Origin of the sequence: Allobosea sp. Tri-44, assembly GCF_004123845.1 — a bacterium.
GTDB lineage: Bacteria > Pseudomonadota > Alphaproteobacteria > Rhizobiales > Beijerinckiaceae > Allobosea.
Window position 1 is genome coordinate 261,253 of record NZ_NBDP01000003.1, and the last position, 21,974, is coordinate 283,226.

At 65.5% G+C, this 21,974-nt stretch carries 23 protein-coding genes and 3 pseudogenes; 6 read left to right on the forward strand and 20 right to left on the reverse strand.

The window, feature by feature from the left end:
- The first annotated feature begins 43 nt into the window (after positions 1-43).
- From B6S44_RS01280 to pqqE, 4 genes are all read left to right on the forward strand, one after another.
- Positions 44-355, forward strand: coding sequence for a c-type cytochrome (locus B6S44_RS01280; RefSeq protein WP_129154994.1), 312 nt, complete (start codon positions 44-46; stop codon positions 353-355).
- A gap of 29 nt (positions 356-384) precedes the next feature.
- Positions 385-621 (forward strand): pyrroloquinoline quinone precursor peptide PqqA, encoded by a 237-nt coding sequence (pqqA, locus tag B6S44_RS29590; protein ID WP_206735058.1) that lies wholly within the window; start codon positions 385-387, stop codon positions 619-621.
- A 207-nt stretch (positions 622-828) separates the two neighbouring features.
- Positions 829-1,122 (forward strand): pyrroloquinoline quinone biosynthesis peptide chaperone PqqD, encoded by a 294-nt coding sequence (gene pqqD, locus B6S44_RS01290; protein ID WP_129154995.1) that lies wholly within the window; start codon positions 829-831, stop codon positions 1,120-1,122.
- Between the two features lie 56 nt (positions 1,123-1,178).
- Positions 1,179-2,249 (forward strand): pyrroloquinoline quinone biosynthesis protein PqqE, encoded by a 1,071-nt coding sequence (gene pqqE, locus B6S44_RS01295; protein WP_129155547.1) that lies wholly within the window; start codon positions 1,179-1,181, stop codon positions 2,247-2,249.
- A gap of 49 nt (positions 2,250-2,298) precedes the next feature.
- Here pqqE and pqqC read toward each other — a convergent pair whose 3' ends face one another.
- The 12 genes and pseudogenes from pqqC to B6S44_RS01355 form a co-directional block, all read right to left on the reverse strand.
- Positions 2,299-3,030: a pyrroloquinoline-quinone synthase PqqC gene (pqqC, locus tag B6S44_RS01300; protein ID WP_129154996.1), complete on the reverse strand. Its 732-nt coding sequence runs from the start codon at positions 3,028-3,030 to the stop codon at positions 2,299-2,301.
- Positions 3,027-3,914: a pyrroloquinoline quinone biosynthesis protein PqqB gene (gene pqqB, locus B6S44_RS01305; protein WP_129154997.1), complete on the reverse strand. Its 888-nt coding sequence runs from the start codon at positions 3,912-3,914 to the stop codon at positions 3,027-3,029. The genes pqqC and pqqB overlap by 4 nt, the downstream gene beginning before the upstream one ends.
- A 312-nt stretch (positions 3,915-4,226) precedes the next feature.
- Complete coding sequence (locus tag B6S44_RS01310) at positions 4,227-4,952, reverse strand: FadR/GntR family transcriptional regulator (RefSeq protein ID WP_129155548.1); 726 nt, start codon at positions 4,950-4,952, stop codon at positions 4,227-4,229.
- Positions 4,949-5,920: a galactofuranose ABC transporter, permease protein YjfF gene (yjfF, locus tag B6S44_RS01315; RefSeq protein ID WP_129155549.1), complete on the reverse strand. Its 972-nt coding sequence runs from the start codon at positions 5,918-5,920 to the stop codon at positions 4,949-4,951. The genes B6S44_RS01310 and yjfF overlap by 4 nt, the downstream gene beginning before the upstream one ends.
- Positions 5,921-5,928: 8 nt before the next feature.
- Positions 5,929-6,912 carry an ABC transporter permease gene (locus tag B6S44_RS01320; protein ID WP_129155550.1) on the reverse strand — a complete coding sequence of 328 codons (984 nt, stop codon included), beginning with the start codon at positions 6,910-6,912 and terminating at the stop codon, positions 5,929-5,931.
- A gap of 14 nt (positions 6,913-6,926) precedes the next feature.
- Positions 6,927-8,447, reverse strand: coding sequence for a sugar ABC transporter ATP-binding protein (locus B6S44_RS01325; RefSeq protein ID WP_129154998.1), 1,521 nt, complete (start codon positions 8,445-8,447; stop codon positions 6,927-6,929).
- Positions 8,448-8,514: 67 nt separating this feature from the next.
- Positions 8,515-9,480, reverse strand: coding sequence for a galactofuranose ABC transporter, galactofuranose-binding protein YtfQ (gene ytfQ, locus B6S44_RS01330; RefSeq protein ID WP_129154999.1), 966 nt, complete (start codon positions 9,478-9,480; stop codon positions 8,515-8,517).
- A 108-nt stretch (positions 9,481-9,588) separates the two neighbouring features.
- Positions 9,589-9,896, reverse strand: a pseudogene (locus B6S44_RS01335) (IS5 family transposase); the annotation flags it as partial.
- A 77-nt stretch (positions 9,897-9,973) separates the two neighbouring features.
- Positions 9,974-10,984, reverse strand: coding sequence for a zinc-binding alcohol dehydrogenase family protein (locus B6S44_RS01340; protein ID WP_129155000.1), 1,011 nt, complete (start codon positions 10,982-10,984; stop codon positions 9,974-9,976).
- Between the two features lie 113 nt (positions 10,985-11,097).
- The gene (locus B6S44_RS01345; RefSeq protein ID WP_129155001.1) at positions 11,098-12,039 is read right to left on the reverse strand and encodes an ABC transporter substrate-binding protein; all 942 of its coding nucleotides are present in this window, start codon (positions 12,037-12,039) and stop codon (positions 11,098-11,100) included.
- A 95-nt stretch (positions 12,040-12,134) separates the two neighbouring features.
- Complete coding sequence (locus B6S44_RS01350; RefSeq protein WP_129155002.1) at positions 12,135-13,160, reverse strand: ABC transporter permease; 1,026 nt, start codon at positions 13,158-13,160, stop codon at positions 12,135-12,137.
- Between the two features lie 7 nt (positions 13,161-13,167).
- Positions 13,168-14,733 (reverse strand): sugar ABC transporter ATP-binding protein, encoded by a 1,566-nt coding sequence (locus B6S44_RS01355; protein ID WP_129155003.1) that lies wholly within the window; start codon positions 14,731-14,733, stop codon positions 13,168-13,170.
- Positions 14,734-14,946: 213 nt separating this feature from the next.
- Between B6S44_RS01355 and B6S44_RS01360 the strand changes: the two genes are divergently transcribed.
- Positions 14,947-15,639, forward strand: coding sequence for a FadR/GntR family transcriptional regulator (locus B6S44_RS01360; RefSeq protein ID WP_129155004.1), 693 nt, complete (start codon positions 14,947-14,949; stop codon positions 15,637-15,639).
- A gap of 256 nt (positions 15,640-15,895) precedes the next feature.
- Here the strand turns inward: B6S44_RS01360 and B6S44_RS01365 are convergent.
- A pseudogene (locus B6S44_RS01365) lies at positions 15,896-16,060 on the reverse strand (JAB domain-containing protein); the annotation flags it as partial.
- 228 nt (positions 16,061-16,288) lie between these two features.
- Positions 16,289-16,522, reverse strand: coding sequence for a helix-turn-helix transcriptional regulator (locus tag B6S44_RS01370; RefSeq protein WP_129155006.1), 234 nt, complete (start codon positions 16,520-16,522; stop codon positions 16,289-16,291).
- 236 nt (positions 16,523-16,758) lie between these two features.
- Here B6S44_RS01370 and B6S44_RS29595 point away from each other — a divergent pair.
- Positions 16,759-16,863: pseudogene (locus tag B6S44_RS29595) on the forward strand (IS630 family transposase); the annotation flags it as partial.
- 54 nt (positions 16,864-16,917) lie between these two features.
- Here the strand turns inward: B6S44_RS29595 and B6S44_RS01380 are convergent.
- The 6 genes from B6S44_RS01380 to B6S44_RS01405 all read right to left on the reverse strand — a co-directional run bounded on the left by B6S44_RS01380 (position 16,918) and on the right by B6S44_RS01405 (position 21,967).
- The gene (locus tag B6S44_RS01380; RefSeq protein WP_129155007.1) at positions 16,918-17,850 is read right to left on the reverse strand and encodes a DMT family transporter; all 933 of its coding nucleotides are present in this window, start codon (positions 17,848-17,850) and stop codon (positions 16,918-16,920) included.
- 64 nt (positions 17,851-17,914) lie between these two features.
- On the reverse strand, positions 17,915-18,268 hold the full coding sequence (locus B6S44_RS01385) for a RidA family protein (RefSeq protein ID WP_129155008.1): 354 nt from the start codon (positions 18,266-18,268) through the stop codon (positions 17,915-17,917).
- A 72-nt stretch (positions 18,269-18,340) separates the two neighbouring features.
- Positions 18,341-19,141 (reverse strand): maleate cis-trans isomerase family protein, encoded by an 801-nt coding sequence (locus B6S44_RS01390; RefSeq protein WP_164985673.1) that lies wholly within the window; start codon positions 19,139-19,141, stop codon positions 18,341-18,343.
- Between the two features lie 17 nt (positions 19,142-19,158).
- The gene (locus B6S44_RS01395; RefSeq protein WP_129155009.1) at positions 19,159-20,409 is read right to left on the reverse strand and encodes a D-amino acid dehydrogenase; all 1,251 of its coding nucleotides are present in this window, start codon (positions 20,407-20,409) and stop codon (positions 19,159-19,161) included.
- Positions 20,410-20,447: 38 nt separating this feature from the next.
- A complete protein-coding gene (locus B6S44_RS01400; RefSeq protein ID WP_248309386.1) occupies positions 20,448-21,179 on the reverse strand; it encodes an ABC transporter ATP-binding protein in 732 nt (243 codons plus the stop codon).
- Complete coding sequence (locus tag B6S44_RS01405; RefSeq protein ID WP_248309387.1) at positions 21,176-21,967, reverse strand: ABC transporter ATP-binding protein; 792 nt, start codon at positions 21,965-21,967, stop codon at positions 21,176-21,178. The genes B6S44_RS01400 and B6S44_RS01405 overlap by 4 nt, the downstream gene beginning before the upstream one ends.
- Between the last annotated feature and the right edge of the window lie 7 nt (positions 21,968-21,974).

Genomic DNA, 21,974 nt, shown 5'->3' on the forward strand with positions numbered 1-21,974 from the left:
GCGATCCCGCCCGCTCTGGATCGAGCATGAGGGAATTCTGCCGATGCCTGACTTTCGCCACTGCGCGACGGCCTTTTTCGCCGTGCTTCTGACCTCGTCGAGCGCCGTCGCGAGCCCTGAGTTGGCGAGAAGCAAGAACTGCGTGGCCTGCCATCACGCCGAGCGCAAGATGATCGGGCCAGCCTTCAAGGCCATGGCCGAGCGCTATGGCAAGGATGAATCCGCGATCAAGACCCTGAGTGAAAGGGTCGTGAAGGGCGGCGGCGGCAATTGGGGACAAACGCCGATGCCGCCTCAACCGAGCGTTTCGCCGGAGGATGCCGAAAGCCTCGTGAAGTGGATTCTCGCCCAGTAGCGAGACCTGAGTGTCGGTCCCGTGAGGAGGTGACGCAGGCCGATGTCGAAGGACGGCTCGTCCTTCGTCGACGCAGCGAGATGACGCCGCCCGGCCGTCGGCCTCGTTTGCAACACGCTGGAGCCGGGTGTAACCTTCTCCAGCTTTCCCGAGCGAAAGCTGGCGACGATCTGGAGATACCGATCATGCGCAAGTGGAAAAAGCCCACCATCATTGAAGTGACGGTCGGCTGCGAAGTGACGTCCTACGCTCCCGCCAAGCTCTGACGTTTCGGTTCCGGGGCCCAAAGCTATTGTCCTAGGCGGGACGCAGAGGCGCCTTCTCGGATTGGCGCCGAGTAATGAGTCTTGCGGCATGAGGATCGGCCTCCCGTCCGCGAGGCAGGCGGGAGGCCGATCCTCGCGCTTTTGTGCGATGCGTTCCGCATCGTCGCCTGTTCTGGTGCTTGACGAGTTCGCGCGAGCCGCCGCCCCATGAAAGCCCACGCCACGCATATCGATGTCGCAGCGATTGTCCCGGCTCTGCCTCGCGGGGTTCGCCTGCGTTTCGACGAGACCCGCCAGCAATGGTTCCTTCTCGGCCCTGAACGCGTATTCGAGCCCGACGAGATCGCACTCGAGATTCTGCAGCGCGTCGATGGCGCGCGCAGCGTCGCGGCCATAGCGCAGGAGCTGGCGGCGGCATTCGAAGCGGATCGCAACGAGATCGCTGGCGACGTCATGGCGTTTCTGCGCGGCCTCGCCGATCAGAGGATGGTCGATCTGTGAGCGATGTCGAGACGCTCCCGCAAGCCACGCCCGTCCGGCCGACATTGCCGCCGCCCATGGGCCTGCTGGCGGAGCTGACGCATCGCTGCTCCCTGCGCTGCCCCTATTGCTCCAACCCGCTCGAACTCGACCGACGCTCGGAGGAACTCTCGACCGTCGAATGGAAGCGGCTGATCGATGAAGCGGCCGCCCTCGGTGTCCTGCATATCTATTTTTCCGGCGGGGAGCCGATGCTGCGGCGCGATATCGCCGAGCTTGTCGCGCATGCGCATCATGCCGGTCTCTATACCAACATGATCACCTCCGGCGTCGGCTTTCAGCCGGCCGTGCTGGACGCGGTTGCCGAGGCCGGACTCGACCATATCCAGCTCTCGGTACAGGCGATCGACGCGAAGACATGCGATCGCGTCGCCGGCTATGAGGGCGCCGCGGAGCGCAAGCATGCGGTTGCGGCCGCCATCGCCCGACTCGGCCTGCGCCTCACCGTCAATGCCGTCATCCACCGCGAGAACGTGCACGAGATCCCCGCCTTTGTAGAGCTTGCAGAAGCGTGGGGCGCAGCGCGGATCGAGATCGCCCATGTGCAGTATTATGGCTGGGGCCTGGTCAACCGCGCCAGGCTGATGCCGACGCGCCAGCAGGTCGAAACCGCGATGGTGCAAGTCGACGAGGCGCGGAGCCGCACGGCCGGGCGCCTCGTCATCGATAGCGTGCTGCCCGATTACTACGCCCGCTACCCGAAGGCCTGTATGGGCGGCTGGGGCGCGCGGCTGATGAATGTCACGCCGTCGGGCCGCGCCTTGCCCTGCCATGCCGCCGAAACGATCGCGGGGCTGAGCTTCGACAATATACGCGAAGCCAGCCTGTCGGAGATCTGGTATCGCGGCGCAGCGTTCAACGCCTTCCGTGGCACGGACTGGATGAAGGAGCCGTGCCGCAGTTGCGCCCGCAAGGAACAGGATTTCGGTGGCTGCCGCTGCCAGGCCATGGCCCTCGCTGGGGATGCGGCCGCGACCGATCCCGCCTGCTCTTTGTCGCCGCTGCATAAGGGAATGGTTGCGCTGGCGGAAGCCGAGGCGGCCTCCGGGCGCAGCGACTTCATCTACCGGGGCTATCAGGGCGTTTGACGAAAGCCGGCTTCTGGTCCGGAGTAACTTGCCTCCCTCTGAATCGCGCTTAAGGCGCCGGCACGAAAGCGCTGGGCGGAATATGGCCGGGCGCGACATAGGCGTGATGCAGCGCATCCAGCATCGCCCAGAGTACGTCGCATTTGAATTCCAGCGCCGCGATCACTGCCCGTTGCTCCGCCGGCGTGCGGGCGTGGGCCGTGACATAGGCGAGAGCGGTTTCAACGTCGCGCCGTGCCTGCTCCGGGCGGGCGGTGAAATAGCTCAGGCTCTCCGGACTGACGAAGTCGTAATGCGCCAGCATGCCTTCGACGCGATGGCGTATGACCTTCGGCGAGAACAGTTCGGTCAGGGAGGACGCGACCGCTTCAAGCAGTGGGCGCTCGCGCACGAAATTGACATAGGCCTCGACCGCAAAGCGGGTCGCCGGCAGCACGCCGCGATGGGCCTGCACATCCGCGCGCGCCAGCCCCAGGCTTTCGCAGAGCCGGAGCCAGCGCTCGATCCCGCCCTCACCATCATGGTCGCCGTCATGGTCGACGAGGCGCTGGCGCCAGGCCCGCCGGAGCGCGGGATCGTTGGTTCGGGCGATCAGATAGGCATCCTTCACCGGGATATGGGCCTGGTAGGTGAAGCGGTTGAGGGCCCAGGCCTGGACCTCGCCCTTGCTGCACTGGCCGGAGTGGAGCCGCGCATGAAAGGGATGCTTGTCGTGATAGCGCGCCTCGCCAACCTTCCGCAGGCGCCGTTCCAGCTCCTCGGGCGATAGCAAAGCGCTCACAGCGTCATCTCCATGCCGTCATGGGCCACCGCGACACCGGCCGTTTCGATCATCAGACGCTCTGGCGATGCTGCGATCAACGCCGGATTGGTGTTGTTGAGGTGGATATAGACTTTTCGCTCGACTCGGAGCCCGGCGAGCCAGGCGAGCGAACCGCCGTCACCGGCGATCGGCATGTGTCCCATGCGGCGGCCGGTCTTTTGGCCGACGCCGGCCCGGATCATCTCGTCATCGCTGAACAAGGTGCCGTCGAAGAACAACAGGTCCGCGCCGTCCACCCTGGCGCGCAGATCGTCGGACAGGGCAGCGCAGCCCGGGATGTAGACGATCGATCGCCCGCCACCGCTGATCCGGACGCCCGCCGTTTCCCCGGCATCGGATTCGAGCTTTGGATCCTTGTCCTCGAGATAGAGCGGCGCCTTGCCGGGAACTGGAAAGAGCTCTGTCGTCAGTCCGCCGGCCAGCGCGATTGGCGCAGAGGCGCTCGCGGCCACCCGACGTGCCGGCACTGCGGCGAAGATCGGATTGGCGGCGATCGCGTCGAGGACCGGCGGCAGCGCCACCAGATCGAACGGATGCCGCTCGCGCAGGCTGAGCAGCCCAGTGACATGGTCGATCTCGGCGCTGCTCAGGATGACCGCGCCGATCGGCGAATGCCGCTCACCACGCGGCCACAGGGCCGGCGTCGCGCGGATCTGGCTGCCGAGATCGGGCGACGCGTTCAGCACGGTCCAGCTCTCGCCGTCAAGGCTCACTGCGAGGCTCGCCTGCGTCCGCCAGGGCGCGCGCGGATCCCTGCTCCAGGCGAGCGCACAGACCCGGCATCGGCAGTTCCACTGCGGAAAACCTCCACCAGCCGCCGCGCCGAGAACGATGGCCTTCACCGCCGCGCCTCAGATCGCCGTTTTCTCGTAAGCGCACCGAACGAGCGCCTCCCTTTCCGGCGCCCTCTCACGCATTCGACCCAGGGCATGCCCCGCTCCTTCGATTGTGCTGAGAACTGTTGAGCGCCACCATCCGTCCGTCCGGCCGCATGCAGCCTACGGTATCGCCCACATGCCGGCCAAGGACCTTTCGACGATGCATTTTTGCTCGCTAAGAAGGCAACGGTAGAAAGAGAGCATCCCATGTGCAGAAGCTGGCCATGAGGATGAATGTCCGCTTCTCGGCGTACGTCCAGTGGCTGCTCTTGGCGCTCAGCTGGCAGGCTCGTGGCGGCGCAGGCCATTGAGAATGACATTGGTCATCGCTGTCGCAGCCGCGACCGGGTCCCGTTCGGCGATGGCGTCCACGATCTGCTCATGGGCTGCGACGGTGGCGCGATAATCGTCGGAATCCCTGGGTGCGCTAAGCTGGAACGACGCTCGCAGCGCCGCTGCAATCACGGCGCCGATCGAGCGCATGAAGGGGTTGCCGGCGGCGTTGGCAATCGCGATGTGCAAGCTGAGATCGGCCTCGGCAAAGTCCGCCGTTTGTCGAGCGGCCTCGGCACGCATCTGCTCGATCGCGGAGCGCATCAATGCGAGGTCGGCCTCCGTCCTGCGCTCGGCGGCGAGCGCAGCGGTGCGCGGTTCGATCGCGAGCCGAATCTCGGCGAGGTCGGTCAGGAAACTTTTGTCGATGCCAGCGTCGAGGTGCCAGGCCAGCACGTCGGGGTCGAACATATTCCAGGCAGCGCGCGGTCGGACCACCGTTCCGACACGTGCCTTGGTACTCAGGAGTCCTTTGGCGACGAGGGTCTTCACCGCCTCGCGCAGCACTGGACGCGAGACGCCGAAGGTGAGGGTCAGCTCGGCGTCGCCAGGCAGCTTCGTCCCCTCGGAATAACGGCCGACGATGATATCGATCCCGATGCTGCGCGCTATCTCCGCATGGTTCGAATGGGACCGGCGCGCCCTAATGATGATCAGGGGGGAGATCATCGCGCTCCGGCTCCGGACGCGCGCGGGCGTCGGCGGCGCGCCACAAGCAGCATCAGCTGTTGCAGGGCGATGAAGCAGAAGAGCAAGAGGCCTGTCGCGATCTTGGCCCACCAGCTCGAGAGCATGCCGTCGAAGCTGATGTAGGTCTGGATCAGACCCTGGATCAGCACACCGATGAACGTGCCGAAGATGAAGCCGTGGCCGCCGGACAGAAGCGTGCCGCCGATGACGGCCGCGCCGATGGCGTCGAGCTCGACCCCGACGGCCGAGAGCGAGTAGCCGCTCGAAGTGTAGAGCGAAAAAACGATGCCGGAGATGCCGGCCAGCACGCTGGAAAGGGTATAGATCAGCACAGTCGTGCGCCCGACTTCGATGCCCATCAGCGCAGCCGCGCTGCGGCTGCCGCCGAGCGCATAGACATTGGCGCCGAAGCGCGTGAAGTGCAGCAGCACGGCGCACAGCGCCACCACGGCCAGCATGATCATGGCGGGCACGGTCAACCTGAAGCCGCCAGGCAGCAGGAGCGCATGTTCGGCGAGCTCGCCGTAGAAGGGCGCCGTGATCGGGATCGACTCGGTCGAGAGCAGGAAGCTCGCGCCCCGGGCCAGAAACATGCCTGCCAGCGTCACGATGAAGGCGGGCAGTTCGAAATACTGGATCGCCGCGCCCATCAGTGCGCCGAACAGCGCGCAGAGCAGCAGGACGACGACGAAGGCGGTCAGCGGCGGCATGCCGGCCCGCTCGATGGCGAGCGCGAGGAAGACAGTCGTGAACCCGATCACCGAGCCGACCGAGAGGTCGATGCCGCCGGAAATGATGACGAAGGTCATGCCTACCGCGACGATGCCGAGGAAGGCGTTGTCGGTGAGCAGGTTCATCACCACCCGCGGCGAGGCGAAATTCGGATAGATCAGCGAGCAGATCGCGAAGCCGACGCCGAATACGACCGTCGTCGCGAGCACGGGCATGAAACGGTTCACGGGCGCCGCCTCCGCAGCAGGAGGCCGAGGCCGGCGAGCCGCGGCGACTGCGCGAGCAGCACGGCCAGCACCACGATTGCCTTGACGATGAGATTCATCTCCGGTGGGAAGCCCGACAACAGAATGCCGGTGTTCATTGCCTGGATGATGAGGGCGCCCAGCACCGCCAGGACCAGGCTGAAGCGGCCGCCGAGAAGCGAGGTGCCGCCGATCACCACCGCGAGGATGGCGTCGAGCTCCAGCCAGAGCCCGGCATTGTTGGCGTCCGCTCCCATGATGTCGGCGGCGGCGACGATTCCCGCAAGCGCGGCGCAGAGCCCGCACCAAGCATAGACAGCGATGGTGATGACACGGGTGCCAACGCCAGCCAGCGCGCTCGCCCGGCTATTGCCGCCGGTCGCCTCGATCAGCAGTCCGAGCGCGGAACCGCGCACGACGAGCAGCGTCAGCACCAGCATGGCGAGTGTCAGCACGATCGGAGTCGGCAAGCCCAGCAGCGAGCCACTGCCGAGCCAGGCCAGATCGGTGTTGGCGAAGGTCACGATGCGCCCCTCGGTGATGAGCTGCGCGACTCCTCGCCCGGCCACCATCAGAATGAGCGTCGCCACGATCGGCTGCATGCCGAGCAGCGCGACGAGCACGCCGTTCCACAGCCCGCACATGAGGCCGGCGCCCAGCGCGCAAACGAGGACGAATCCCAGGGCATGGCTGTCCGCCAGGCTCGCCGCGATAGCGCCGGCGATCGCCATGACAGCGCCGACTGAAAGGTCGATGCCCCGCATGGCGATGATCGGCGCCATGCCGAGCGCCAGCAGGGCGACCGGCGCGCCCCGGTTGAACACATCGACGAGACTGCCGAAAAGTCGGCCGTCCTGTACCCGCAGCTCGAGGAAATGCGGCGAGAGGAAGCTGTTGATCGCAAAGATGATGATCAGCGCGACGATCTGCGGCATCCCAAGCCGCGGCAAGACAAACGACACGGCCTTGCGCGGCATCAGACGGCCTTCGCAGCTTCGGCGGCGATCACCGCCAGGATGGTCGGCACACTCACCGCCTCGCCCTCCAGCCGCGCGACATGGGCCCGGTCGCGGAGCACCACGATCTCGTCGGCGTAGGTGACGATCTCCTCCAACTCGGACGAGGCGACGAGCAGGGCCATGCCTTCGGCGCAGAGCGCGCGGATGAGCTGGATGATCTCGGCATGGGCGCCGACGTCGATGCCGCGCGTCGGCTCGTCGAGGATGAGGATGGCAGGCTTCGTCGCAAGCCAGCGCGCCAGCAGGGCCTTCTGCTGGTTGCCACCGGAGAGCAGGCCGATCGGCCGTTCCGGGTCGGGGGGGCGGATGTCGAGCAGCCGGATCAGGCGACCGGCGATCTCGTCCTGCTCGCGGCGCGAGAGCGGACGCAGCACGCCGCGTCTGGCCTGCAGGGCGAGCACGATGTTCTCGCGCACGGTCAGCTCGGCGACGATGCCTTCGGTCTTGCGCTCCTCCGGACAGTAGCCGAAGCCGAGCCGCATCGCCTGGCGCGGCGAATGGAGCGTGACCTGCTGCCCTCGGGCGGTCACGCTGCCGCTGTCGGCGCGCTCGGCGCCAAAGACGAGACGGGCGGTCTCGGTGCGACCGGAGCCCAGCAGGCCGGCGAGTCCGACGACATGGCCGGCCCGCAAGGCCAGATCGAAAGGCTCGACATAGCCGGCCTTGCCGAAACCGCGGAAGACTGCGACCGGTTCGCTCTCGCGCGGTGCCGATACCGGACGCGCTGCCGTCGCCTCGCGCAACTCGCGCCCGAGCATCATCCGGACGAGCTCCATGCGCGGCAGTTCCGCGGTGGCGGCCGAGGCCGCGAGCCTGCCATTGCGCAGCACGGTGATCCGGTCGCAGATCGCATAGACCTGGTCCAGGAAATGGGTCACGAAGACGATGCCGATGCCGCGCGCGGCGAGCTGGCGCATCACCGCGAACAGGATCGTGACCTCATGCGCGTCGAGGCTCGCCGTCGGCTCGTCGAGGATGAGGACGCGCGCCGAGAGATCGACCGCACGCGCAATGGCGACGATATGCTGGATCGCGACCGAATAGCTCTCCAGCGGCACGGCGACGTCGATGTCGAGGTCGAATTCGGCGAGCAGTGTCCGCGCCCGGCGGCGCATCTCGCTTTCGCGGACCAGACCGAAGCGTGTCGGCTGACGACCCAGGAAGAGATTCTGCGCCACCGACAGGTTCGGCGCGAGATTGACCTCCTGGTAGACTGTGGCGATACCCGCCTTCGTCGCCTCGCCGGTCGAACGGGGAGCAATCTCCACGCCGTCGAGTTGCATCGTGCCGGCGTCGCGCGCGACGACGCCGGTCATCGTCTTGATCAGCGTAGACTTTCCCGCGCCGTTCTCGCCCAGCAAGGCATGGATTTCGCCGCTCTGCAGCGTGAAGTCGACGCCATCCAGCGCGTTGACGCCAGCGAACGACTTGGAGAAGCCACGCAGCGCCAGCAGTGGAACGGTCTCAGGCGGGGTCATGCGACCTCTGGATGTGTGTCGCGCGGGGGCGGGCGCCGCTCGCGGCAGCGCCCGCAGCGAGCCTCGGTCAGTAGCCGAGGTCCTTCTTGCTCTCATAGACCGCCTGCGGATTGTCGGCGCCGGTGTAGAGCTTCGACGCCGTCTGGATCCATTTCGGCGGGGTCGTGCCCTTGGCCTTGTAGGCGATGATGGCGTCGAAGGCCGGACCAGCCATGTCCGGGGTCAGTTCGACGGTGGCGTTAGCCTCACCGGCCGCCATGGCCTTGAAGATGTCGGGCACCGCGTCGATCGAGACGGTCAGGACATCGGAGCCCGGCTTCAAGCCCGCTTCCTTCATCGCCTGGATGGCGCCAACCATCATGTCGTCATTATGGGCATAGACTGCGCAGATCGACTTGCCGCCGCCATCGGCCTTGATGAAGCTCTCCATCACTTCCTTGCCCTTGGCTCGGGTGAAATCCCCGGTCTGGCTGCGCACGATCTTCAGGTTGGCATGCCCTGCGATGCCCTGCTCGAAGCCCTTCTTGCGGTTGGCTGCGACGCTGGCGCCGACCGTGCCTTGCAGTTCGACGACGTTGCAGGACTTGGAGCCCACGGCCTTGACCAGCCACTCGCCGGCGACCTTGCCTTCATGGACGCTGTCGGAGGTGACTGCGGTCAGATAGAGGTCTTTCCCGGACGGATCGATGTCGCGGTCGAGCAGCACGACCGGAATCTTGGCCTCCTTGGCCTCCCTCAGCACGGCGTTCCATCCGGTGGCGACGACCGGCGCGAGGAAGATGGCGTCGACGCCCTGGGCAATGAAGGAACGGATCGCTCTGATCTGGTTCTCCTGCTTCTGCTGGGCATCGGCGATCTTGAAGTTGATGTTGCGCTTCTTGGCCTCCGCCTTCGACACTGTTGTTTCGGCGGCGCGCCAACCGGATTCGGAGCCGATCTGGGAAAACCCGATCGTCAACTCCTTGGCGCCTGCACCCGAGCAAACGAGCGCACCGCAGATCACGACCGCGGCATTCAAAGCCTTGAAATTCATGGGCGTTTCTCCGTTTCGTAAGTCGCTGCGCGCTTCTGGGAGCGCCTGTTGCGGCTGGACCATGCCATAGCCTCCCGGCGCTGAATAGTCATATTGTTTGACTTATTGTGACCGATGAGCTTTCACGTGAGAGCTGTCGAGCATCAATTCATGAGGGATCGCTCCCGCCGCTGCGACCTTGGCAAAAATCCGCTGCCAGACACCGCGTCTCGCCCAGCGCGTGTAACGATTGTAGATCGTCTTCGCTGGTCCGTAGTCGCGTGGCACGTCGCGCCAGCGCGCTCCTGTCTTGAGGATGCGGAGGATGCCGCTGATCACACGCCGGTCGTCGACGCGCGGTCGACCGGCGGGTTGCGAGGCAGATGCGGTTCAAGACGCGCCCAGGCATCGTCCGATAGCCAGTAGAGATCAAGCATGGCGTTCTCCATGCCCCCGTGACCCACGCCCGCAGCGAATCTCCCAATCTTGACAATTGTTTGGTTGGGTACCCTACCTAGCCGACCTCGACGAGCGCTTTGACGACGCCAGCAGTGGGGTCGGTCAGGCCCCGGAATGCCTGAGGCAGTTCGGCGAGCTGCAGGCGATGGGTGATCAGAGCGTCGGGCACTTTGCCGGCGCGCAATGCTGCCATCACGCGTTCAAAATCCTCGATTGTAGCGTTGCGGCTGCCGAGCAGCGTGGTTTCGCGCTTGTGGAATTCCGGATCGGAGAAGCTGATATCGCTCGCTACGATCGAGACCAGAACATAGTTGCCGCCATGGGCGACAAAGCCGAAGCCGCGCTCGATGGCCTTGGGATTGCCGGTGGCGTCGAAGACGGTGTCGAAGAAGTCGCCGTCGGTGAGGCGCGAGAGCCCATCCACGTCACCTTCGCCGACCTCGACGGTGGATGCGACGCCGAGATGCGCGCGGGCAAAGGCGAGCCGGTCGGTGCGGCCGTCGAGCAGCACCACCTCTGCCCCTTCGAGTTGAGCGAAGATCGCGACCGCCAGCCCGATCGGGCCGGCGCCGGCGATCAGCACCCGGTCGCCCGCTCCGGTGCCGGCGCGCGCGACCGCATGGGCGCCGATCGCCAGGAACTCGACCATGGCCGCCTGGTCGACGCTCAATCCCTCGGCCTTCAGCACGAAAGCCTCCGGAAGGCACAGATATTCGGCCATGCCGCCGTCCCGGTGGACGCCGAGCACGCCGATCCTGCGGCAGCAATTGGTCTTGCCCTTGCGGCAGGCGTTGCATGTCCCGCAGGAGATGTAGGGGATGACGGAGACGAGATCGCCGGGCTTCAGGCGGCTTCCCGCCGGCGCCTCCTCGACCGTGGCGGCCAGCTCGTGCCCCATCACGCGCGGATAGGACAGATAGGGCTGGTTGCCCGTGAAAATGTGCAGATCGGTGCCGCAGATGCCGATACGGCGCAGCCGCAACAGCACCTCGTCCGCGCCGCGGATCGGCTTGTCGCGTTGGACGGCGGAGAGCGTGCCGGGCTGGTCGCAGATGATGGTCAGCATGGGGGAGCCTGATCAGGAGAGGGAATGCAGGTGTCGGTGACCTGCAAGCTACGGTGTTCCATCGTCCGGGCATGGGGCGGCTTCCCCATGCCCGGACAACGCAGGCTGGGCGCTCAGTAGAGCACGTTCCTGGCTTCGGGCTTGTCGATATTGTCCTTGGTGACCAGGACGACACCGGTATCGACGAGCTTGTCGACCTTCTCCTTCTTCAGGAGCTTCGAGACCGTCTTCACGCCCAGCTCGCCCATCTGGAAGGAGCCTTGCACGGCGATCGCCGTCAGCGTGCCGTCCTTGACGAATTCCTGCAGGTCCTGATTGCCGTCGAAGCCGACGGCGACGACCTTGCCCGATTTGCCGGCCTGCTTGATGGCGCGGCCCATGCCGATCGCCGTCGGCTCGTTGGCACCGAAGATGCCCTTGAGATCGGCATTGGCGGCGAGGGCGTCGGTGGTCTGGTTGAGCGCCGTCGCCATCTGCGATTGCGAATAGAACGGGCCGACGATCTGCAGCTTCGAGTGGGCCTTGATGTAGTCGGTGAAGCCGCCGACGCGGCCGATCTCCGAGCCGGCGCCCGCGACATAGGACATGATCGCGATCTTGCCGTCGCTGCCGACCTTGTCGATCAGCGCCTTGGCGGCGAGCTCGCCGGCCTTGCGGTTATCGGTGGCGAGGAAGGACTGGTAGTACTGCTCCGCCCCCTTGCCGAGCAGGGAGTCGACGATCACGACGGGAATGCGCGCCTCCCAGGCCTTCTTGACCGCGGGGACGAGCGCGTCCGGGTCGGACGGAGCCAATACGATGGCGGCGACGCCGCGATTGACCGCGTTCTCGACCATGTTCACCTGGTCGGCGATGGCGGATTCGGCGGCCGGGCCCTGGAAGGTCATGGTGTTGCCGGCGCCGACCTCCTTCATGGCCGCATCGGCGCCCTTCTGGACGTTCTGCCAGAAGGTGGAGTTGACGGTCTTGACGATCACGGCGATCTCGCCGGCCTCGGCCGGCAGGGCGGAGAGCGCCATCGCCGAGGCCAGTACTGCAGCTGCAAGCTTGTTCATCGCTCGTTTCCTCCAGATGCGGCGCCGGCTTTCCGGTCGCCTGTCGAGGAAGCTCTCTGCTTCCTGTCTCTCGCGGAGAGGGTCCGCGCCCGTCTTCATCGGCGATTGCGCAACTGGTCGATCCAGACGGTCAGCAGGATGACCAGGCCGATGATGATCTGCTGGGTGAAGGCGGAGACGCCGTTCATGTTGAGGCCGTTGCGTAGAATGCCGATGACGAAGGCGCCGATCGCAGTGCCGGAGATGCTGCCGACGCCGCCGATCAGCGACGTGCCGCCGATGACCGCGCTGGCGATGGCGTCGAGTTCGTACATCACGCCCTCATTGGGCTGGGCGGTGACCAGGCGCGACATCAGCACGCAACCGGTGAGCCCCGCGAGCGTGCCGGACAGGACATAGGTGAAGTTGACGGTGCGGGCGACGTCGACGCCCGAGAGTCGGGCGGCATCGACGTTCGAGCCGACCGCATAGATATGCCGGCCGAGGATCGAGCGGTTCAGCATGAAGGAGACGGCGAGCGCGATCGCGACCATCAGGATGACCGGATAGGGGACGCCCGGGAAGACGACGGTCGGAAAGCCGTCTTCGCCGATCGTTACGATGCGGAAGAGCGCGCCGTTGCCGAGGACGCCGAAAGATTCGCCAAGCCCTGAAACGGCGCGCGCACCGGTGAGCTGCAGCGCGACACCGCGCGCGATCAGCATCATGCCCAATGTCGCGATGAAGGGCGGCAGCCGCATCCTGGTGACGAGAATGCCGTTGGCGAAGCCGCAGGCCGATCCGGTCAGGATGCCGATCAGCATGCCGCCCCAGATCGGCAGGCCGAGCTCCTTGACGCAGAGCGCCGCCACCACGCCGGCCAGCGCCAGCACCGAGCCGACCGAGAGGTCGATGCCGCCGGTGATGATCACGCAGGTGGCCCCGATGCCCAGCAGCGCGATCGAGGTGACCTGCAGCGCGACCGTCATGCCGTTGCCGACGGTGAAGAACGCATTGCTCGTCAGCGAGAAGATGGCGACGAGGACGAAGAGGCTGCCCAGCGCGGCGAATTTCTGAATGATGTCCTTCTGCCGGTCGGTCAGGCGCCCGCTCTTTTCGCCAGGAATCGTCGTGACGCTCATGCTCACCTCACCTGTCTGTCCGTCCGAAGCCGGACGCGTAGCGCATGATTTCTTCCTGATCGGTGCCGGCGGTTTCGAGCACGCCAGTGATCCGGCCCTGGTGGAACACGGCCACGCGGTCGGTCATGCCGAGGATCTCGGGCAGCTCCGAACTGATCAGGATCACGCCGATGCCCTGGGCGGCGAGTTCGTCCATGATCCGGTAGATCGCGAACTTGGCGCCGACATCGATGCCGCGCGTCGGCTCGTCGAAGAACAGCAGCCGCGACTGGCGGAAGAGCCATTTGCCGATGATGATCTTCTGCTGGTTGCCGCCGGACAGGAGCCGGACCGGCTGCTTCATCGACGGCGTCTTGACCTTCAGTAGGTCGATATAGCGCCGGGCGGCCTCGCCATGCCTCGCGAAATCGATGAGGCCGAACCGGTTCGACACTGCTTCCATATTGGCGAGCGTCAGGTTGGCGTCGACCGGCATCTTGAGCGCGAGGCCCTGCCCCTTGCGGTCCTCGGAAAGGTAGGCGATGCCGGCCGCGATGGCGTCACGCGGCGAACCGATCGCAAGCTCGCGGCCCTCCAGGATGATCTGACCGGCGTCCGGCGTCTCGGCCCCGAAGATGGCGCGCGCGACCTCCGTGCGGCCGGCTCCCATCAGTCCGGCGAAACCCAGGATTTCCCCTCGGCGCAAGTCGAAGCTCACATCCGAGAACACGCCTTTGCGGGCGAGCCCCCTGACCGAGAGGATCACCTCGTCCGTCGGCAGCGACGTCCGCTCGGGAAATTTCTCGTCGAGCGGGCGCCCGACCATGCGTGCCACGATCTCGTCGATGCTGGTGGCGGCGAAGTCACCGGTCGCGACATGGCGGCCGTCACGCAGAGTGGTCACGCGGTCGACGATCTCGGCCATCTCGTCGAGGCGATGCGAGATGTAGACGATGCCGACGCCTGCGACTTTCAGATCGCGGATTACGTCGAACAGGAGCTGCGTCTCCTGCTCGGTGAGCGAGGAGGTCGGCTCGTCCATGATCAGCACTTCGGCCTCGAGCGACAGCGCCTTGGCGATCTCGACCATCTGGCACTGCGCGACGGAGAGCCCGCGCACCAGGCGGTCGGGGTCGATCGCGACGCTGAGGCGGTCGAGGCAACGCTTCGCATCGGCCTTGAGCCTCTTGCGGTCGACGAGGAAACCGCGACGCGGCTCGCGCGCGAGATAGATGTTTTCCGCCACCGACAGATGCGGGACTAGGTTCAGTTCCTGATGGATGATCGCGATCCCGGCGGCTTCAGCTTCGAGCGGCGAGGAAAAGCGGCGTTCGACACCCTTGTAGGTCATGCGGCCGTCATTGGGAGCGTAGATGCCGCTGATGATCTTCATCAGCGTCGACTTGCCCGCGCCGTTCTCGCCGCAGACTGCGTGCACCTCGCCGCGGCGCAGGTCGAAGCTGACGCCGCTGAGCGCTTTCACGCCTGGAAATTCCTTGGAGATGCCGGTCAGAACCAGCAGCGGCTCGCTCGCCGGCCGGTGCTGCCGATGCGAGCCGAGCGCGCGCGCATCGGCAATCTGGCCGTCCTGCATGCTCTCCTCCGCCATCGCTCGCGACGGCGGCCCTCCCGTGGTCTTGTTATCGCGGTCGACGATAGCACTGCCGATAAATTGGTAAAGCCAATTCTCGAGAGGAGGTTCGGAGGCGGTTTAAGACGCGCTAAAGCATGTTACATTTTCGAGTTTTGAAGCATTTGTGGCATTGCTTCGGGCAATCTGGTAAGGCCAATATTGGGGAGGAGTGAGATGACGTCCGTTCGACCGGCCGAGCGCCGGCTCTATCAGCAGGTCGCGGACCAGATCCGGACCCTGATCCAGAGCGGCGCTTTCGCATGCGGTGATCGCCTGCCGGCCGAGCGGGAGCTCGCGCTGCAACTGGGTGTTTCGCGGCCTTCTCTGCGCGAGGCGCTGATCGCGCTGGAGATCGAGGGCGCGGTCGAGATCCGGATGGGCTCGGGCATCTATGTCGTGTCGGCGGCGAAGACGCGCTCCCGCTTCACCGCGATCGGTGAGAGCCCGGTCGAACTAATGCAGGCTCGAGCTGTTGTGGAGGGAGCGGTCACGCTGCTGGCGGCACCGCAGATCACGCCGGAGGTCCTCGCGTCGCTGCGCCGGACGCTGGAGGGCATGCGCGCCGAGATCGAGGAGGGGCGCACGCCGACCGATCATGACCGCGAGTTCCACATGACCATCGCCGAACAGTCCGGCAACCATGTGCTGGCGCGCATCGTCGGCGACCTGTTTGACGAACGGCACAGCCCGATCTCGTCGCAATTCCGCAGCCGCTTCGAAACCCGCGAAACCTGGCGTCTCGCGGTCGCAGAGCACGAAGCCATTCTGGGGGCTCTCGAAGCGCGCGACGCCTTGCTAGCGCAGGCGATGATGCATGCGCATCTCGAGCAGTCGAAGCGCCGGTGGTTGGAAAGCGATCCGCGCTGACCGGTGCGAGCCGTGGGAGCGCTAGCCAAAGCGTCGAACCTTGCCAACTGGCGTACTGAGCGCGAGAAATCCGACCGGATGTCGACGATCCCGATCTCCGCATTCGGACACCATGCCAATGTCCGGTTCTGGCGACGTGAACTGACAATCGCGGGCGCGAAGCCACCCCGCCTATGTGCACGCTATTCCACGCTAGAATTCTCCCGCGCTCTGAAGCGGCTTTATTTCATCCCGCAAGTGGTGTGTTCTGACCGTGTCAGATCAGGCCCAGCCCCTTGAAGCTGGCCTGGCCGTCGCGGCCGACGATGATGTGGTCGTGGATGGTGATGCCCAAAGGCTTGGCGATATCAACCAGTTCGCGCGTCATCCTCATGTCGGCGCCGGACGGGGTCGGGTCGCCGGAGGGATGGTTGTGGACCAGTCTACACTAAGCTGAATTCCTGTTATGTTTCAAATTTCTGCTTCAAATTCGAAATCAATAGGGGGCGCTAAGTGGTATATGTAGAGTACGACTACTCGTGATAAATAATCATCGATCATGCTTAAGCTTGTATGATTCTTCCCAATCCCGCTTTGTTACCGATTCCGTATCGTGAATTCGTCATATCGCATCACCGATGGTTTGAACAGCCAGCCATTGTGATCCACCTCAACCTGCGGGAGCGTGGTCCTCCAACGACAAAGACCGGGAGGGTCTGCAAACTACCAGATTGGATTTGTCCCAACGATCGAGCTTGCTGACGGGATAGAGGACCGCCTTGCCGATCTTGATGAAGGACGGACCGATGCGCATCGCTCGCCAGTTCCGCAACGTCCCTTCGCTGACCTGGCCACGGTAGCGTGCAACAACTTCCTCGAGCGTAAGATACGCAGGGGTCGACACGAGCTCTCCTGAGGCCAAGCAATGATGCAGCAGCCTGTTGCACGATTGGATGAGCCTTTGGGAGAGCGCCGAGTGCGTAGCGAACCCACACTGGAGCCTCCCGCACGATGCGCAGGAGGGCAGGGCAGGCGGCGCAGTTCGATGGCTGGCCGCAGACGTCTCGTCGTGGCCCTTTCCGGACGCTCACTGGGTCTGCTTCCGGGCGGACCGGCTTCGGGCGCGCCTCCAGCCGACAGAGGACGATCCCGGCCCTCTGGGACGCCGTCGGATCGATCGTCGATCTCTTCACGCCAACCGAATGCGACAACTTCTTCAAAGCCGCTGGATATGAACCCGATTAAACCGGAAATGCTCTAGCTGCGCGTACCCCCGTTCGCGGTACCTGGATCGGCCTTTTATTTCAGGATGAGCGCTATGCTGATCAAGACGATGGCCATGCCAGCCAGCGAGAGGGGCGCTGGAACCTCGCCCAGGATCAGCCAGCCGAGGAGAATTCCGATCACCGGATTTACATAGGCGAATGTCGAGGCAACGGCCGGGCTAAAACTGCGCACGACGTGAATGAAGGAGATCAGCGCGATGACCGAAGCGAACAGGATCAGGAATGCGAAGGCGCCGAGTTGGCCGTGGCTGGGTGCGTGGGGCAGCGGAGCTCCTTCAACCAGCACTGGCAGGGTCAAGGCCAGCGCCGCGGCACCTATCTGATACGTGGCCGTCCAGGCGGGCGGGCTGCGCCCGATCAGCGGGTGTTGCAGCATGGTGCCCGTTGCCCAGGCCAGTCCGGCCCCGCCCAGCAGAACAACGGTCATGAGCGCATGCTCGGGCTCCACGATGACGGCATCAGGTACGAGCAATGCCGGAGCCATGACGAGCCCAAGACCACCGAGGCCGACCGCGAGCCCGACCAGAACGTCTGGTCGCGGTTTCGAGCGGCGGGCTGCGACGTCCAGCAACGCGCTCCAGAGCGGTATGGCGCCCAGGGCCATGACGACGAAGCTCGAGGCCGCATATTGCGAAGCCATGGCGGCAAGCCCGTTGCCGCCGACCCACATTAGGATGCCCGACAGAGCGCATAATCCCAGATCGCGTCGGCACAGGCGCGGCGGTGGGCCGGAGATGACGGCGCTGATCGCCGCCAGCAAGATGGCCGCGGCCCAGAGGCGCGCCGTCTGCAACTGCAGAACCGTGACCGCAGCGGGGCCGCTGAGGCAGATCTTGACCGCGAAATAGGCCGCTCCCCAGACGAGGTAGATGACGAGCAGATGGCCGTAGGACACGAGCGACGGAGACGGAGATGAGGTGGCGATGGCCGCCTCGCGGGTATTCATGATGGCGATGCCTATCAGTGGGCGACACACCGGCCGATTTCGTCAGCCGGTGTGATCTACGGGCTCAAAGCGCAGCGACGACCGCGATTTCGACGATGAATTGCGGGGCGGCCAGCTTCGCTTCCACGCAGGCGCGCGCGGGCGCAGCGCCCGGCGCGACCCAGCCGTCCCATACCGAGTTCATCTCGGCGAAGGAGGCGATGTCGGCCAGCCAGATCATCGCGGAGACCAGCTTGTCCCGACCGCTTCCGGCCTCGGCCAGCAGGGCATCGATCCGGGCGAGAATGTCGCGGGTCTGTTCGGCGACGGAGGTGCCGGGCGCCCCCAGCGCGACCTGTCCGGCCAGATGGACGCTGCCGACATGGATGACCGCCTGGCTCATGCGAGGGCCGGGCTGGATTCGCAAAGGGAGGGTCATGGAAAAGGGCCTTTCATTGGCGGGCTGGTCTTGGAATTGGCGAGCGGGCAGCCGTCGCGACCGCCCGCTCGATCAGGCGATGCCGCGCTCGAACAGGCGCCCGGCTTCCGGCATGGCATCCTCGATGCCGGCAAGGCGCAGACTGTGCCAGGCCATCGCATGGTTGCTCGAGGTCACTGGGATGCCGATGCGGGCCTCCAGCCGGGGCACTGCCTCGGCGACGCGCAGGCTGGTGCAGGAGACGAAGATCGCCTCGATGCCGGGCTGCGCCGCGAGCCTTTCCGCCGCCGCCTCGATCGATGCGACCGAGATCAGCGCCGCTTCGCGGTCGTCCGGCCGGTCGAAGGTGGCATAGGCCGGGACGCCGATGTCGCGCGATTGGAAGTAGCGGGCGAGATCGGCGTTGATCGCAGGGGAATAGGGCGTGAGCAGGCCGATGCGTCCGACATCAAGCGTCGTGAAGGCGGCGAGCGCGCCGGTCACGGGCGTGGTGCAGGCGACGCCGGGGCGAGCCTTGCGGATCTCGTCGAAGACATAGTCCTCGCCGAGCGTCATCGTTGCCGAGGTGCAGCCGAAGGCGACGACGTCGAGCGGAAGACCGGGCAGGATCAACTCGGTGCAGGGCGTGATGCGCGGGCCGATGGCGCGCAGCGTTTCAGGCGTGATGTCGGCATCGTTGAACAGCCGCGCCTCGTAGAAGGCGATGCCCGGCGCGCGAATGAGGGAACGGTATTCGTGCTCCAGCGTCTGGTCGGTGGCGAGCACCACGAGACCGATCGCGGCACGCGAGCCGAGCGGCGCATCGAGCATGGAGGCCATCACGCCGAGATCGAGAGGCTCGGCGGATGGAGAGGATGCAGCGACTGCGGACATGAGCGGTCCTTTCGCGTTCAGGCGGCCAGCAGGCCGTCCATCGGGATGGCGGGGGCGCGGCCGGCGATCAGGTCGGCCGTGATGCGGGCCGAGCCATGCGACATGGTCCAGCCGATATGGCCGTGGCCGGTGTTGAGGAAGAGGTTGGCGTAGCGTCGGCGGCCGAAGAAGGGCAGGTTGGTCGGCGTCATTGGCCTTAAGCCCGCCCACATTTCGGCGCGATCGTAATCGGCGCCCTCGGGGTAGAGTTCCTGCGTGACACGCTTCATGAAAGCGAAGTCGGCCGGCTCGTGGCTCTTGTCATAGCCGGCGAACTCGGCTGTGGCAGTAACGCGGATGCGGTCTCCGAAGCGCGAGATCGCCACCAGATTGTGTTCGTCGACGCAGGCCAGGCTAGGCGGCTGCGGCCGGTTGCCGATGGGGATCGTCAGGGAATAGCCCTTGATGGGGTAGATCGGCAGTGAAACGCCGATGCGGCGCGCGAGGCCTGCGCTTTGCGAGCCGAGCGCCAGCACATAGGCATCGCCCTTGACCGTGCCCTTGTCGGTGACGACCTGCGTGATGTTCGCGCCAGCCGTTTCGATTTCGGTGATCGTCGTACCGGTCCGGATCTCGCCGCCTCGCGCCGTCACGATCGTGGCGAGCGCCCGGGTGAACAGGGCTGAGTCGCCGGTCTCGTCGGTCGGGCAATGGATCGCGCCGGCAATCTTGTCGCCCATGCCGGCGAGCGCGGGGTCGAGTGCGACCACGCCGGTGCGGTCGAGAACCTCGATGATCTGCCCGTCGGATTCCAGCAGTTTCATCTGCTGCACCCCGCGGTCGAGCGCTTCCTGGCTTCGGTGAAAATAGAGGATACCGCGATCGTTGCGGTCATAGGCGATCGTCTCTTGCCCGATCACCTCTTGGAGGACCGCCTGGGAATAAGCCGCGAGCCTGTGCTTGAGCAGCGTGTTGCGCTTCGCCTTGGTCTGGGTGCACTCCATCAGGAAGGCCCAGGACCAGTTATACAGGTCCGGATCGGTCGAAAGCCTGAAGCGCAGTGCCTGATCCTTGAGGAACAGCGACTTGAGCAGGATCATCGGCGCCTTGGGCGAGGACCAGACGAAAGAGTGGCCGGGCGCGATCATGCCGGCATTGCCCCAGCTCGTCTCCGCCGCGACCTGCGGATTGCGTTCGATCAGCACGACCTCATGGCCGTCCTTCTGGAGCTGATAGGCCGTCGTCACCCCGACGACGCCGCCTCCCAGCACGATGATACGCTTTGCCATGTTCTCTCCTCCCCGATGGTTCTCGTTGCCTGGCGGGCTCAATGCGCGCCGAGATAGAGGCCGGCGAGCTCGGGATTATCGAGCAACTCCGATGCGCGCTGCTCGATGGCGACACGGCCCAGCGACAGCACATAGGCGCGCTCGGAGACCGCCAGCGCCTGTGCCGCATTCTGCTCGACCATGAGGATCGTCATGCCGGTGCGGTCGCGGATGCGCACGATCTCGTCGAAGACTTCGTCCATCATCACCGGCGAGAGGCCGGCTGAGGGCTCGTCGAGCAGCAGTACGGCCGGGTCGGCGATCAGGGCGCGCGCGATCGACAGGAGCTGGCGTTCGCCCCCCGACAGCGCCGAGGCGCGCCGGTCCCGCTTGTTGGCCAGCGACGGATAGCTCTTCATCAGCGCGGCGAAGCGCTGCCGACGCTCGGTTGCGACCAGGAAACGGGCGCCGAGCAGGATGTTGTCGGCGACGCTGAGCGTGGTGAAGACGTTGTCGGTCTGAGGCACGAAGCCGACATGGTGAGTGCGCACGCGTCGGTGGACCGGCACGGCGGTCGCATCCTGCGCGTTGATGTAGACGTTTCCAGCGCGCGGCGGCACGAAACCGCCGATCGCCTTGAGCAACGTCGATTTCCCGCAGCCATTGGGGCCGAGGATCGTGACGATCTCGCCAGCCGCCACGCGCAGATCGAGCCCATGCAGGATATCGGGACCATCGCCATAGCCGGCGCGTAGGCCCTCGACCACGATCATGCCGTCGAGCTTGCTCATACCCGCACCTCTGCCGGCACCTTTACCGGCGGTTTCTCAGGCGAAGTGGCCACGCGCCGGGCAGCGGCGCGGCCGAGATAGGCCTCGACCACGCGCGGATGGTCGGCAAGCTCGGCCGGCGGGCAGTCGGCGATCAGTTCGCCGCGGTCGAGCACCACGCAGCGCTGGCAGAGATTGCGCACGAAGGCCATGTCGTGCTCGACGATCAGCAGCGTCACGCCCTGAGCATTGGCCTGCTTGAGCAACGTGACGATGCCTCCGCGCAGGTTCGGATGCACGCCCGCCGTCGGCTCGTCGAGGCAGAGGATGTCGGGCCCGTTGGCGAGGGCGGCGGCAATGGAGAGCAACTTCTTCTGGCCGCCGGAGATGGCACTCGCCGGCTGATCGGCAACGCGTGACAGCAGGAGCTGCTCCAGCAACTCGTCGGTGCGTGCGCTGGCGCGCAGGCTTCTGCCGACTAGCGCCGCGAAGATGCCGGCATCGGAGCGCTCGGCCGCGAGCAGCACTTCGCGGACACTCATGCGCGTCGGCATGCGCGGCAATTGGAAAGTGCGCAGCAGGCCGCGCCGGGCGATCTCGGAGGCTGGAAGAGCGCCGATGGCCTGGTCACCGAGCGCGACCTGACCGGCATCCATGGCGATGAAACCGGTGAGCACGTTCAGCAGCGTCGACTTGCCGGAGCCGTTGGGACCGAGCAGCCCGACGATGCTCCCGCGCGCGATATCGATGTCGACATCGTCGAGCACGATATGGGCGCCGAAGGCCTTGCGCAGTTTCTGCGCTGACAATGCGATC